Raw genomic sequence first — 12,728 nt, 5'->3', positions numbered from 1 at the left:
AGGGGAATGTGTCATCATATGGCCCCGGACCCGGCCTTTTGCCGGCAGAGCACATAGGGAGAGCAGGATGGATCTCGGGATCGCGGGAAAGACGGCGCTGGTCTGCGCCTCGTCGAAGGGGCTGGGGCGTGGCTGCGCCGAGGCGCTGGCCGAGGCTGGCTGCAACCTCGTCATGAACGCCCGCGGCGCCGAGGCGCTGGAGGCGGCGGCCGCGGCGATCCGGGAGGCCTATGGCGTCGAGGTCAAAACGGTTGCGGCAGACATCGTCTCGGAAGACGGGCGTGCGCAGGTGCTCGAGATGGCGCGCGGCGCCGATATCCTGGTGACCAACGCGGGCGGCCCGCCGCCGGGGATCTGGAGCGATTGGGACCGCGCGGATTTCCTCAAGGCACTGGACGGCAACATGCTGACCCCGATCGCGCTCATGCAGGCGCTGCTGCCGGGCATGATGGATCGTGGCTGGGGACGGGTGGTCAACATCACCTCGCGCTCGGTCAAGGCGCCGATCCTGCAGCTGGGCCTGTCGAACTCGGCCCGCGCGGGTCTCACCGGCTTTGTCGCCGGCACCTCGCGGCAGGTGGCCGAGAAGGGCGTGACGATCAACAACCTGCTGCCGGGCGTGCATGAGACCGACCGCATCGTGCAGATGGATCGCCACGACTCCGAGAAGACCGGCCGGCCGATCGCCGAGATCAGCGCTGAACGGGCGGCGGGTATTCCCACGCGCGCCTACGGGCAGGCGGCGGATTTCGGGCGCATGTGCGCCTACCTCTGCTCGGTGCACGCGCGCTTCATCGTCGGGCAGAACATCGTGCTCGACGGTGGCGAAACGCTGGCGACGATCTGAGCGCGGCATGGCACGAGGACCAGATGGGCAAGGCGGCGGCGCGGGATTCTCGCTCGCGGACCAGCTGTTCAACCGCCAGTCTCTGGGCGATCTGGGCCGCGACTTCGCGGTGCTTCCCGGTTTCGACGAGACCCGTTTCGTCGAAACCGCTCTGCCGCGCCTGGCGGGGCTCGGGGTGCATGCAAGGCTCGAGGTGATGGCGGAGGCGCTGGTCGAGCAGCTTCCTTCGGCTTTTCCCGAAATGGCGGAACACATTGAGGCAGCGCTGCCACCACCGCTCGACCCGTCGCGGAGCGATGATGATTTCGGCCGTTTCATCCACGCGGTGCCCGGCGTGCTGGCGGTGAAGCACGGGCTGGAGCACCCCGCGCGGGCGCTTGACCTGATCCACGCGGCAACCCAGCGCTTCTCGATGGAATTTGCGCTGCGGCCCTTCCTCAATCGCTGGCCGGAGCAGGTGCTGGCCCGGCTCGATCACTGGGTGGCGGATCCGCATTACCACGTGCGGCGGCTGGTCTCGGAGGGCACGCGGCCCAAGCTGCCCTGGGGCATGGGGATCACCCTCGATCCGCGGCTGCCGCTGCGCTATCTCGACGTGCTGCATGGCGATGACACGCGGTTCGTCACCCGTTCGGTGGCCAACCATCTCAACGACCTTTCGAAGATCGCTCCGGCCGAGGTCCTGGCGCGGCTGTCGCGCTGGCAGGTCGAGGGCCGTCAGCAGGCCAAGGAACTCGATTGGATCACCCGCCACGCGTTGCGCACGGCGGTCAAGCGCGGCGAGCCCGAGGCGCTGGCGCTGCTCGGCTATCGCGCGGATCTTCCGGTCGTGGCGCGGGTGACGCTTTCCTCGGGCCGCGTGAAGATTGGTGACACGCTTGGCTTCGAGGTCGCCTTGAGCTCTCCTGTCGCCGGCCCGATCCTCGTCGATTACCGCCTGCGTTTCCACCGCCCGAAGGGCAGCGCGGAGAAGGTGTTCAAGCTGAAGTCCGCCAAGCTTGCGCCCGGCACGCCGCTGACGCTGGCCAAGACGCACCGGATGAAGGGCGATGCCACCACCTTCCGCCTGCATCCAGGCCCGCATGCGGTGATCTTGCAGGTCAACGGGCGGGACGTGGCCGAAGCGGGCTTCGAGCTCGTCGGGGGCTAGTGTCCGGACTGGCGGGCGGGCCGCGCGCGGTCGACGCGCGCGGCGACGAAGCGGGCGATCATCGGACCGGTCGCAAGGACGATGATGAACCGCAGCGTCTGCATGGCCATGACAAAGGCCATGTCGACATCGCTTGCGGCGGCGATCACGGCGACGGAATCGGCGCCACCGGGACTGGTGGCGAGATAGGCGGTCAGCGGATCGACCCCGACAAAGACCACCAGCGCGGCGGCCATCAGGCCGCAGACCCCCATCAGCAACAGGACCGAGAGCGCGAGCCGCGGTAGCGCCCGCGCGGTGTGGCGCAGGATGTCGCGGCTGAAGCGCAGGCCGATCGCCCAGCCGATCGCCGCATAGGCCAGCGCCATCAGCCATTGCGGGGTCTGCGGCGAAAGCCAGCCGATGCCGTTCGCCACCGCGCCCAGCAGCAGCGGCAGCAGGAAGGTGCCGGCGGGCATCCTTGTGAGCCGTGTCACCACGATGCCGATGGCCATCAGCAGAAGCGCATCCAGCAGGCCCCGGTCTGGTGGCGGAAACCAGGGCGTGGTCTCGGGGGCGAGCTCGGGGGCGCCGACCCAGAGGTGCGCCACCAGCGACGCCCCTGCCGCCACCATGACGACCCGCAGGTATTGCATCACCGCGACCAGGCGGATGTCGGCACCATGGGCTTCGGCAAGGAACACCATCGCCTGCGCCGCGCCGGGCGAGGAGCCCCAGACAGCAGTGCTTCCGGGCAGCACCTGTTTCATCGCCAGAAGGTAGCCGAGCAGCGCCGCGGCGATGATCACCGAGACCACGCCGGCAAGGAAGATCGGCCAGTCGCGCGCGATCTCGGGCAGCACCGAGGCGGGGATCTGGCCAGCGATCATCGCCCCGACCGCCGCCTGCGCCAGTTCGAAGATCGGCCGCGGTGCCGAGATTGCGCGCGGACCTGCGGCCGCGCCGCTGGCCGCAAGGGCGATGGCGGCCAGCATCGGCCCGAGCAGCAGGGCGGCAGGGAACTTCAGCAATTCCAGGCCGGCGGACAGCAGGGCTGACAGGGCGATAAGGGCGAGCCACGCGCAGAGGCGTGCGGGGGTGGGACGGGCCATGAAGCCTCCGCTCGGGATACGTTGTGGTGGGCGCGTGGCGCGAGCCCCGGCGGCAGGTCCCGCCTCAGGGCATGAAGACGCCGCCGTTCACCCAGAGGACCTGGCCGGTGATGAAACCCGAGTCCCCGCCCAGCAAGAACCGGATCGGACCGGCAATGTCCAGAGGGTCGGCACCGCGCCCGAGTGGTGTACCGGCGCGGTGCCGCGCAAGATCGAGCACCTTCGGACCGCTTTCGTCCGAGCGCCCGGTGCCGCCGCGCAGGAAGGTGGTATCGACCGCGCCGGGGCCGACGGCATTGACCGGAAGCTTCGGCGCGCGCTCCAGCGCAAAGGTCTGCATGAGCGCGATCCCCCCGGCCCTCGCCGCGCCATAGGGGCCGAAGCCGGGGCGGATGAAGCGCCCGGGGCCGGAGCTGCAAAGCACGATGCGGCCCCCTCGGCCATAAGCGGTGCCATGGCCTTCGTGGCAAGGAACACCGAGCGCAGGTTGCCCTCGATGATCTCGTCGAAATAGGCCGCAGGGTTTTCGGACAGAGGGCGAATCCCGGAGTTCCAGCCGGACGGATGCACGAAATCTTGAAGCTCCTCGGGGCAGAGCGCGGCGCGCGTCTCCGTGCCCGCGGCGATCGAGACCTCGTCGGTGGCGTCCAGCGTGATCCGGGCGTCTCCCGCCGGGTGGCGTTCGAGCGAGGCGGGCAGGTCCGGCTCGGTCACCCGCTCGCCCTGTGCGGCAAGCATCGAAACGCGGGCGCGGCCGATGCCGGCAGACCGGCGGCAAGCAGTGCGGCGCGCAGCGTCGCCGTGTTCGGGCTGATCACCGGCACGCCCAACGCCTGCTCCAACTCGGCAACCAGCGGCAGGCTCGGGAAGTCGGTGCAGGCCAGCAGCACCGCCTCGGTGCCGGCGGCAACGGTTTCGCGCACATGGGCGCGCACCTCGTCCGGCGGGGTGCGGGCGATGCGGGAAAACGCCGCCGGACCGCCCGCGCCGATGCCAAGGCCGCGGATCGCCAGCACGTCGAAGCCGTGACCCTGCAGGAAGTGCATCTCATGCTGGTTGAGCGCTTCGTGGTCAGGTGTCGCGACGCTGATCCGCCGCGCGCCGGTCGCGCGCAGAGCATCGACGACGGCCGCGGCGGTGGTCACCACGGGCAGGCCTTTGCGCGCGCTCAACGCCTCGCGCAGCGATTGCGCCGGGGTGACCGTGGAGCCTGCTGTGCAGGCGCATCCGATGGCTGTGGAAGGTCCCGCCGTGGGGAACCATCTGCGCCCATTCGGCTTCGTTGACGGTGTTCGTGGGCGGCAGAAGCGACCGCGGCGGGGCCGCGCTGTGCCCGGCTGCAAAAGCAGCTTGAGCAGCGGCTGCGCGACGGGCTCTACCCGGTGGGCTCGCTGCCGCCGACCGAGGTCGAGTCGGCGGCGGAATTCGCGACCTCGCGCTTCACCGTGCGCGAGGCGTTGCGCCATCTGACCGACGGGGGCTTTGTCGAGCGCCGCCAGGGCGTCGGTACGCCTGTCATCTCGAGCCATCCGCAGGTGCATTACGCGCAGAGCATCCCCAATCTGCAGGAGCTCTTCCAGGTCGCGGTCGAGACTCGCTTCGTGATGATGGGCCAGCAGGATGTGGTGCCGGATGCCGAACTGGCCGAAACGGTCGGCGGTGGCGCGGGTGAGCGCTGGTTCCACATCGACGGGGTGCGCTTGACCGAGCCGGGCGGGCGCCCGCTGTGCTTCATCCAGTCCTTTGTCCCCGAGCGGTTTTGCGAGGGTGTCGCGGGGCTTGGCCAGATGCAGGGACCGTTCTTCGCCCGGTTCGAGGCCGCCTCGGGGCTGCATATAGACGTGGTCGAGCAGGACACCCGCGCGCGCCATGCCCGAGGAGCCGCAGCGGCTGCTGGGGCTGGCGCCGGGGCGCAATCGCTTCAGCTGTTGCGGCGCTACGTGACCACCGAAGGCGTGCTGATCTGCTCGATCAACCGGCACCCAGCGGACCAACTGACGTACAAGATGAAGATCCTGCGTAGCCGCAGCCCCGCCTGAGCGGGACCGGACCCGCGAGGCTCTCACAGTCCTTGCGGTTTCCAGGCATCGGCCTCGGCATGCACGCGCAGCGCCAGGGCGCTGCGCAGGTGAAACGGGACCAGCAGGTCGCCGCTCTCGGCCAGGTCGGTAAAGAGCGCGCGGCGCTTGCGGGTGGCCTCGGGGCCGGCGAAGCAGAACCGCGAGGACCAGTCCGGCTGCGGCAGTTGCAGCGGCGAATGCACCGCGTCGCCGCAGAGCAGCAGCCGACCGCCCGGATAGGGGAGGCTCGGGCCGAGTTGGCTGGGCGAATGTCCCGAGAGGTCGCAAGCGTGCAGGCAACCCGCCTCGCGGGCGAGCGCCGGGCCGAGGTCGGCACCTGCCTTCACCTCGTCGATCAGCCCTGCCTCGAGGATCGGCAGCACGCTGTCAGCATAGACCCCATGTCCGACGATGCCGGGGGCCCGCGCCTCCTTGGCCATCCAGTGGCGCAGCTCGGCGCGGCCGACGGGATAGCGGGCCCTGGGCAACGTGGGCACCCAGCGGCCGCCTTGCAGCCGGGTGTTCCAGCCCGCGTGATCGGCATGCAGATGGGCGCAGAAGACCACCTCCACATCGCCCCGGTGGACCCCGGCGGCAAGTCGGTGCAGATCGTCCGCGCCGCTGCGCTGGTGCCATTCGGGCCGGGCCGGGCGCTGCTTGCAGTCGCCGACGCAGGTGTCGATGAGGATGATCCGCCCCCCGATCCGCAGCAGGTGGCTCTGCACTCCGAGCAGCACCTCGGTGCTGGCGAAATCCAGGTGCCAGCCATACAGCCAGCCCTGCGCGGGCTCCAGCGCATCGACGCGGGCGTCAGGGAACAGCACGTCGAGCGGCAGGCGGAACGGATCGAGGTCGATGATCCGCTCGAGCGTGAGGTCTGGGGCGCGTTGGAGCACGGCGCACATGGTCTCCGGCTTGGGACGGTGCGGCGCGCGCGCGGCCTTGGCGGCCTCGGCCCCGGGCAGTTCGGGGTCCCAGAGCCGGGCGATGAACCGCCCGCCCGTCACCCCGTCCGACCCCGGCCTGCAGAGCCAGCCGATGCCGCGCCGCATGATCCCGGGCAGGCAGGAGGTGGCCGTCGGCGCCCGTTTTGTCGGGCGAGGGTGACAGCAGGTCGGTGTCGGCTGGCTGTGCGGGCAGGGAGATGTTGACCGTCACGCCGGTGCCCTCGAGGTCCAGCGCCCAGACCCGCGAGGCGGGCTTCGATCGCCGCGACGGTGGCGGCGCAACGCTGCGCGTCGGCGTCGCGCCGTGGGGCGAATGTGCGATGCGGGTGGCCTGGGCGTGCACTGCGCCGCGGGGTCGGGCGCCACAGCGACTTCCGGCTATCACCTTCGGTCAATCGCGTTGAGGGCGGGATGCAGCCCCGGGTGCGGTTCACCCGCGACAGGATGCTTGAGCGGGGGACAGGCCGGTCGGGATCTGGCGCAGGGTCTGCCGGCTGAACACGCCCTTCGGCGCGATGCGCGAACGCAGCTCGGTTCCCGGGCCCATGCCATGCTGATCGCGCTGAACGCCGCCAGCCAGGCAGACGTCGTGCTGCCGCGCTCCTGACACGCGGCTTCCGGCATGGACCCCCAGGCGCTTCGGCTCGCGCTGTGTCAAGGAAAATTCCCTTTAGGGCTGTCAGGAATCCAGTAATGCCCGGATAGCGGGCAAGGTGGTATAATCGGCGCATTTCATCGGCCTTTTGAAAGGAGCTCTCCCATGTGCGAGACTCATCACGACAGCCGGACTTCCGACATTTTTTCCTCGATTTTCGCGCGGACCGAATTCGCGGGAAACTGGCACAATTTCTTTGGCCAGTGCTCGGGCGGCGGCGATGACCGCTGCTGCGTCGCCCCCGCTCCGGAGCTGAAGAAAAAGATCGACAAAGCGCTGAAGAAGATGCGCGAGGCGGCGCCCGAAGGGATGGAGGAGCTCGTCACGCTGCGCATGAAGCCGCGGGTCGGCTTCAACGACGGCCTGATCGTGCCGGGCACCGAGCTGCCGCTGGGCACGCCGCCGATGGCGGCGCGCAACTTCGCGGCGCAGCGCGCGCCGCTCAGCGGGGATGTGCGGGTGGCCGTGGTTCTGGCGGAGTTCTCCGACAAGTCCTTCGGTTCCGGCGCGGCGCAGCGGTTCAAGGACCTGTTCTTCTCGACCGGCGAGATCGCCACGGGATCGGTGAAGGAGTACTTCGCGGATGTCACCAACGGCGCGATCAACATCATCGGCGAGGTGGCCGGGCCCTTCACCATGCCGGACACCTTGGCGCATTATTCCAACGGCCAGTCGGGCACCGGCAGCACGACGCCCAATGCCCGCGACATGGCGCGGGATGCCGCGACCGCGGCGAACCCGACGGTGAATTTCGGTCCCTATGACAACGACGGGGACGGTTTCGTCGATGCCTACGTCGTCGTGCACGCGGGATCGGGGGCCGAGCAGACCGGCTCGGGCGGCGACATCTGGTCCCACAAGTGGGTGATGCGCTCGGAGTTCAACGCCGATGGCACCAAGCTGTTCGCCTATCTCACCATCCCCGAGGATGCGCTGCTTGGCGTCTGCGCGCATGAGCTTGGCCACCTGCTCTTCGGCTTCCCCGACCTTTACGATACCGATCAGAGCTCGGAGGGTGTCGGCAACTGGTGCCTGATGGGGGGCGGCTCGTGGAACGGCGGCGGCAACACGCCGGCGCATCCCTCGGCCTGGTGCAAGGCCAATCAGGGCTGGGTCACCGTCACCAATGTCACCACCAACGGCACCCGCTCGATCCCCGACGTGAAAACGTCGCACGAGGTGTTCCGCCTGTGGAAGGACGGCGGCGCGGGGCAGGAGTATTTCCTGGTCGAGAACCGCCAGCGCGACGGCTACGATGCCGACCTGCCGGGCGACGGGTTGCTGATCTGGCACATCGACGAGGCGATCTCGACCAATTCGGACGAGGCGCATCCGAAGGTGGCGCTGGAGCAGGCGGACGGGACCAACGGGCTGGGCAGCGGCGCGAACCGCGGCGACGCGGGGGACCCCTATCCGGGCAGCGCTGCAAGCACCGTCTTCGACAGGAACTCGACGCCGAATTCGCGGAGCTACGCAGGCAGCGATACCTGCGTGGCGGTTGCCGGGATCTCTGCTTCGGCCCCGACGATGAGTGCCGAGTTGCGGGTGCGCTGCGGCAAGTCGCTGATCAAGGATTTCTCGGACAAGCGGATCGACAAGACCATCGTCGCAGACAAGATACCCGACAAGCGCTTCGAGAAACCGCTGATCTCCGAAAAGCCGCTCGGCATCGACAAGCGCCCGGAGAAACCGATCACCGACAAGTCGGTCGGGCTCGACAAGGGCGACTTCGACAAGGGCAACTTCGAGAAGCCCGGCGACAAGCTCCGCGAGGGCGGGTTCGACCGGCCCGGTGGTGGCGGACTGGGTGGTGGATTGGGCGGCGGCTTCGGCGTTGAGGACCGGCTGGCCGCGATCGAGGCCGCCTTGGCGTCGATCACCCCCTTCATCGACGCCTCGCTGCGGCCCGATCTCGACATGAGCGCGTTGGCGGGCGAAGAGGACCTGCGGCAGATGCAGTCCGCCGCGAGCGGCAATCGCGCGCAGGCCAAGCGGTTGCTCGACACGCGGCAGGGTTGACCGGTGGCGGCCTTGAACGGAAGGGACGGGGAGGGCGCGCAGGCGCCCTTCCACCTCGTCCTGGCCGAACCCGAGGACGCTACGGCACTGCGCGTTTGCAGCGCCCTGCGCCGCGTGGGGCGGGTGGAATTCGTCACTCCGGACGAGATTTTCATGGCACCGCACTGGGCACATGATCCGCTGGGCTCCAGCCGCGTCGAACTGGCGTCGGGGCTGGTGCTGACGGATGCGAACCTGCTGTCGGTGTTCAACCGCGTGAGGCGTGTCGCGCCGCTGCATTTTGCCGCCGCAGCGCCCGAGGACCAGCGCTACGCGGGGGACGAGTTCTTTGCCCTGCTGATCAGCTGGCTTACCGGCTTCGGCGCGCGCTGCGTGAACCCGCCGCACCCCGGTTCGGTCGCGGGCTTCGCAGCACGGAGCGCGGCAGAGGATCGCCTGAGGCTCGGGGCGGATCTGCATGCGGCAAGCCGCGCGCGCCATCTCGGTCTCGGCACGCCGCTTGCGGGCTTTCCGGATGCGGGCGCGCCGCTTCGGCCCGGCGGGCCGGGGCAGCACCGCGTCGAGCGGCCCTTGCTGCGGGTGCTGATCGCCGGCGATGCCCTGTCGCAGGACCTGCCCGAGGCACTCCGCAATGGCTTGCGCGCCGAGATGCTGCGACGCGGGTTGCGCCTTGCAGAGGTCACGCTGGAAGAGACGGCGGCTGGCTGGCAGCCGGTGCTGATCAACCCGGTCCCGGAGGCCGCGAGCGCGACCGAGGTTTCGCTGATCGTCGGGCTGTTGGCGGACGTCGCCGAGGCGTGGAGGGGGGCTGCATGATCCTCGTTGTCGGCATTCCCTCGGAGCCGCCCGTGCGCCGGGTGCTTGATGCGGCCGAGGCGCAGGGCATCGAGGTGGTGCTTCTGAACCCGCGTGAGGCGGCCCATGCTGACCTGTTGCTGCACCAGTCAGGGGGGCATGCCCGCCTGATGCTGCACCGTGCGGGCGCGCTGCGCGACCTGTCGCAGGCGCGGGGCGTCTACACCCGTCTCGGCACCGAGCAGGGCCTGCCGGAATACCACCGCGGCACGACCGAGGCCCGCGCGCGCATCGCCGCGTGGCACGGGCTGCTGAACGACTGGATGGAAACCACGCCGGTTCCCGTGCTGAACCGGATCAAGGCCTGCAATTCCAACATGTCCAAACCCTATCAGGCGCGGATCATCGCCGCCTGCGGCCTCGCCGTGCCCGAGACGCTGGTCACCAATGACCCCGAGGCGGCGCGGGCCTTCAGGGCGCGCCATGGCACGGTGATCTTCAAGTCGATCAGCGCGCACCGGTCGATCGTGCGCAAGCTCGAAGGGTCCCATCTGGCACGGCTGTCCCAGCTGCGCTGCCTGCCGGTGCAGTTCCAGCAATGGGTGGAGGGAACCGACATCCGCGTGCACGTCATCGGAGAGGCGGTCTTCGCGACCCGCATCGAGAGCACGGCCGAGGATTACCGCTACGCCCGCCACGACGGAGAGGCGGCAGAATACACACCCACGCGGCTGCCGTCCGAGATCGAGGACGCATGCCGTCGGCTGTCCCGCCGGCTTGACCTGCCGCTTTGCGGGATCGACCTGCGGCAGACGCCGGACGGGCGCTACATCTGCTTTGAAGTGAATCCCTCTCCGGCTTATTCTTGCTACGAGGAGCAAACCGGACAGCCGATTTCCCACGCCATCGTCCGCTGGCTCGCCACCGGCGGCGGCGGCGTCGCGGAAGCGGCCGTGGAGTGCACCGGTTGAACTGGACAGGTCGGGAAGGACGGGCAAGGAGGGACTCCAATGCAGATCGTCGAGAACTGGGCCTATCTGATCGGGGTGATCATGAGCGTGCTGCCCTCGCCGCAGATGGCCGACTTCTACGAGGTTCACATCCGACTGGAAGCATCTGAAAAAGTTGTGGATTTCCCAATGCTGGTACAGGGGGCTCCGGGCGATGAGATCGTCATCCTCGCCCGTACCGGACAGATTTCCGCGCCCGACGCGGCGGCGGGCAAGGCTTTTGCCGCGCGGGTGCGCGCCGCGGGGCCGCAGCCGCTGACCTATTACGTCGCGCCGGACTGGCGGCTTGGCGGCTGAGCCCGGCGACCGGTCATTGTGGCGGGGCGATCGTCAGGGTGACGCGGGCGTACCAATCGGCCACGGCGCGGATTTCCTCGTCCGTCATGTCGGCGGCAATCGACGACATGATGTCATGCGTGCGCTTGCCATTGCGGAACGCCTTGAGCTGGGTGTCGATGTAGATGTTGACCTCGCCCGCGAGGTTCGGCGCGTCGGGAAAGACCGCGATGCCATCGGCGCCGTGGCAGGAAACGCAGGCTTCGGGAGCATCGTCCTCGCTGACCCCGTCCGGCAGCGTGGCGCTCGCCGTGTGCGCGGCATACCAGGCGGCGACATCGGCGATCTGCTGCTCGGACAGCCCCGCCGCGACGACCGTCATCATCTCGTGCTCGCGGGTGCCTTTCTTGAACGCCAGAAGCTGGCTCTCGAGATAGGCCTCCGGCTCACCACCGATATTTGGCGCGATGGGGATTTGTGCAAGTCCATCAATACCATGGCAGGTGCGGCACATGTTGGCGACCCTCCGGCCCGCGGCCGGATCTCCGGCTGCGAGCGGGGTGCCCCCGGCGAGCATCAGCCCGCCGAGGATCATCAGGGCAACAGCCCTCATTCGGCTGCCTTCGGCGCATAGGCGATGCGCCAGATGGCCCCGGCAAAATCGTCCGACACCAGCATCGATCCATCGCGCAGGAAGGCGATGTCCATGGGACGGCCGCGGTATTCGCCGGTCTCCTCGTCAAGCCAGCCCTCGGCGAAGACCTCGGTGTTGGCGGCGTTGCCCTCCTCGTCGAGCGCGGTGAACATCACCCGTGCGCCGACCGGTTCGGTGCGGTTCCACGAGCCGTGCTGCGCCGAGAAAATGCCGCCCTGGTATTTGTCAGGGAAAGATTTTCCGGTGTAGAAGCGCATCCCCAGGTCGGCCGCATGCGCCTGCATGTTGACCTGCGGTTCGACGAATTCCACGCCCTCGGGCCGCTCGACGTCCTTGTAATCGGGAATGTCGACGCCGCCGTTGGTCCAGGGGAAGCCGAAGTGCTGCCCGGCCGAGGTCTGGCGGTTCAGCTCGCCCGGCGGGATGTCATCGCCCATGCCGTCGACCTGGTTGTCGGTGAACCACAGCGAGCCATCGGCGGGGTTGAAGTCATGACCCACCGAGTTGCGGATGCCGCGGGTGTAGACCTCGCGCCCGGTGCCGTCGGTGTTGATCCGGATGATGCCGCCGATGCCGATCTTGTCGTACATCTCGAGCTTGTCCTTGGGCTGGATGTTGTGCGGCTGGCCGAGCGAGATGTAGAGCTTGCCGTCCGGCCCGACACGGCAGACGCGGGCGGTGTGGTTGAAGCTTTCCTCCTCGGCGGGGATCAGTTCTCCCTTGGGGATCACTTCGCCGACCGCGGGGTCCGGGCCCTCGAAGAAGAATTCCGCCGCCGGGAAGGTCAGCACCCGGTTGCGTTCGGCGATGTAAAGGAACCCGTCGGGCGAGAAGCAGGGGCCGTTGGGCACGTCGAAGGTGATCGAGGGCGCGAAGTCCTTCACTTCGTCGGCCACCCGGTTGCGGTCGCGGTCGACGATCGACCAGACCTTGTCCTTGCGCGTCCCGGCAAAGACCACGGTGCCCTGCGGCGCCACCGCCATCGAGCGCGCGTCCGGCACCACCGCGTAGAGGCTGACCGAGAAGCCCTCCGGCACGGTGATGTGCGGCAGGATTTCCTTCAGCGCGTCGGCCCGCTCCCCCTCCTGGTCGATGAAGGTGAAATTGGCGTCGGTGCGCTGCATGTTGGACAGCTTGTCCATGTTGTCCTGGGCCATCGCGGGTGCGGTCAGGACCGTGGACAATAGAAGACATGTAATGAATTTGTTGGTTTGCATGGTTTC

General features: G+C 68.6%; 12 protein-coding genes and 1 pseudogene. 7 read left to right on the top strand and 6 right to left on the bottom strand.

From position 1 onward, the window contains the following. Positions 1-67: 67 nt before the first annotated feature. Both IQ782_RS08705 and IQ782_RS08700 read left to right on the top strand, forming a co-directional pair. The gene (locus IQ782_RS08705) at positions 68-847 is read left to right on the top strand and encodes an SDR family oxidoreductase (protein ID WP_194134234.1); all 780 of its coding nucleotides are present in this window, start codon (positions 68-70) and stop codon (positions 845-847) included. 7 nt (positions 848-854) lie between these two features. Beyond that, positions 855-1,997, top strand: a complete 1,143-nt coding sequence (locus IQ782_RS08700) for a hypothetical protein (protein ID WP_194134233.1) — start codon at positions 855-857, stop codon at positions 1,995-1,997. Here IQ782_RS08700 and IQ782_RS08695 read toward each other — a convergent pair. The 3 genes and pseudogenes from IQ782_RS08695 to IQ782_RS08685 form a co-directional block, all read right to left on the bottom strand. Next, entirely contained in the window at positions 1,994-3,088 is a 1,095-nt protein-coding gene (locus IQ782_RS08695) for an AbrB family transcriptional regulator (RefSeq protein ID WP_194134232.1), read from the bottom strand. The two genes, IQ782_RS08700 and IQ782_RS08695, sit on opposite strands and share 4 nt — an antisense overlap. A gap of 64 nt (positions 3,089-3,152) precedes the next feature. Then, a pseudogene (locus IQ782_RS29735) lies at positions 3,153-3,826 on the bottom strand (SDR family NAD(P)-dependent oxidoreductase). Further along, on the bottom strand, positions 3,799-4,431 hold the full coding sequence (locus tag IQ782_RS08685; RefSeq protein ID WP_194134230.1) for a maleate cis-trans isomerase family protein: 633 nt from the start codon (positions 4,429-4,431) through the stop codon (positions 3,799-3,801). The pseudogene IQ782_RS29735 and the gene IQ782_RS08685 overlap by 28 nt, the downstream one beginning before the upstream one ends. Between IQ782_RS08685 and IQ782_RS08680 the strand changes: the two genes are divergently transcribed. Further along, entirely contained in the window at positions 4,426-5,127 is a 702-nt protein-coding gene (locus IQ782_RS08680; RefSeq protein WP_194134321.1) for a GntR family transcriptional regulator, read from the top strand. The two genes, IQ782_RS08685 and IQ782_RS08680, sit on opposite strands and share 6 nt — an antisense overlap. Positions 5,128-5,150: 23 nt before the next feature. Here IQ782_RS08680 and IQ782_RS08675 read toward each other — a convergent pair whose 3' ends face one another. Further along, on the bottom strand, positions 5,151-6,200 hold the full coding sequence (locus tag IQ782_RS08675) for an MBL fold metallo-hydrolase (RefSeq protein WP_194134229.1): 1,050 nt from the start codon (positions 6,198-6,200) through the stop codon (positions 5,151-5,153). A gap of 655 nt (positions 6,201-6,855) precedes the next feature. Between IQ782_RS08675 and IQ782_RS08670 the strand changes: the two genes are divergently transcribed. From IQ782_RS08670 to IQ782_RS08655, 4 genes are read left to right on the top strand one after another with little or no spacing between them, the layout of a single operon-like run. Further along, entirely contained in the window at positions 6,856-8,769 is a 1,914-nt protein-coding gene (locus IQ782_RS08670) for a M6 family metalloprotease domain-containing protein (RefSeq protein ID WP_194134228.1), read from the top strand. 12 nt (positions 8,770-8,781) lie between these two features. Further along, positions 8,782-9,585 carry a hypothetical protein gene (locus tag IQ782_RS08665; protein WP_194134227.1) on the top strand — a complete coding sequence of 268 codons (804 nt, stop codon included), beginning with the start codon at positions 8,782-8,784 and terminating at the stop codon, positions 9,583-9,585. Beyond that, the gene (locus IQ782_RS08660) at positions 9,582-10,535 is read left to right on the top strand and encodes an ATP-grasp domain-containing protein (RefSeq protein WP_194134226.1); all 954 of its coding nucleotides are present in this window, start codon (positions 9,582-9,584) and stop codon (positions 10,533-10,535) included. The genes IQ782_RS08665 and IQ782_RS08660 overlap by 4 nt, the downstream gene beginning before the upstream one ends. A gap of 39 nt (positions 10,536-10,574) precedes the next feature. Beyond that, the gene (locus IQ782_RS08655) at positions 10,575-10,871 is read left to right on the top strand and encodes a hypothetical protein (protein ID WP_194134225.1); all 297 of its coding nucleotides are present in this window, start codon (positions 10,575-10,577) and stop codon (positions 10,869-10,871) included. Positions 10,872-10,884: 13 nt separating this feature from the next. On the opposite strand, the gene IQ782_RS08650 is transcribed toward IQ782_RS08655, so the two are convergent. After that, on the bottom strand, positions 10,885-11,463 hold the full coding sequence (locus IQ782_RS08650; protein WP_194134224.1) for a c-type cytochrome: 579 nt from the start codon (positions 11,461-11,463) through the stop codon (positions 10,885-10,887). Further along, positions 11,460-12,647, bottom strand: a complete 1,188-nt coding sequence (locus tag IQ782_RS08645) for a PQQ-dependent sugar dehydrogenase (RefSeq protein ID WP_240989184.1) — start codon at positions 12,645-12,647, stop codon at positions 11,460-11,462. Before IQ782_RS08645 ends, IQ782_RS08650 begins: the two co-directional genes overlap by 4 nt. Positions 12,648-12,728: the final 81 nt, after the last annotated feature.

Origin of the sequence: Salipiger mangrovisoli, from assembly GCF_015223355.1 — a bacterium.
GTDB lineage: Bacteria > Pseudomonadota > Alphaproteobacteria > Rhodobacterales > Rhodobacteraceae > Salipiger > Salipiger mangrovisoli.
The sequence above is the reverse complement of the archived record's forward strand: the minus strand, read 5'-3'. Positions and strand labels throughout refer to the sequence as shown.

What these genes read in the sequence shown, in the direction of transcription:
- IQ782_RS08705 (WP_194134234.1), top strand. Translation starts at nt 68, where the DNA reads ATGGATCTCGGGATCGCGGGAAAGACGGCGCTGGTCTGCGCCTCGTCG.
- IQ782_RS08700 (WP_194134233.1), top strand. Translation starts at nt 855, where the DNA reads ATGGCACGAGGACCAGATGGGCAAGGCGGCGGCGCGGGATTCTCGCTC.
- IQ782_RS08695 (WP_194134232.1), bottom strand. Translation starts at nt 3,088, where the DNA reads ATGGCCCGTCCCACCCCCGCACGCCTCTGCGCGTGGCTCGCCCTTATC.
- IQ782_RS08675 (WP_194134229.1), bottom strand. Translation starts at nt 6,200, where the DNA reads ATGCGGCGCGGCATCGGCTGGCTCTGCAGGCCGGGGTCGGACGGGGTG.
- IQ782_RS08670 (WP_194134228.1), top strand. Translation starts at nt 6,856, where the DNA reads ATGTGCGAGACTCATCACGACAGCCGGACTTCCGACATTTTTTCCTCG.
- IQ782_RS08660 (WP_194134226.1), top strand. Translation starts at nt 9,582, where the DNA reads ATGATCCTCGTTGTCGGCATTCCCTCGGAGCCGCCCGTGCGCCGGGTG.
- IQ782_RS08655 (WP_194134225.1), top strand. Translation starts at nt 10,575, where the DNA reads ATGCAGATCGTCGAGAACTGGGCCTATCTGATCGGGGTGATCATGAGC.
- IQ782_RS08650 (WP_194134224.1), bottom strand. Translation starts at nt 11,463, where the DNA reads ATGAGGGCTGTTGCCCTGATGATCCTCGGCGGGCTGATGCTCGCCGGG.
- IQ782_RS08645 (WP_240989184.1), bottom strand. Translation starts at nt 12,647, where the DNA reads ATGGACAAGCTGTCCAACATGCAGCGCACCGACGCCAATTTCACCTTC.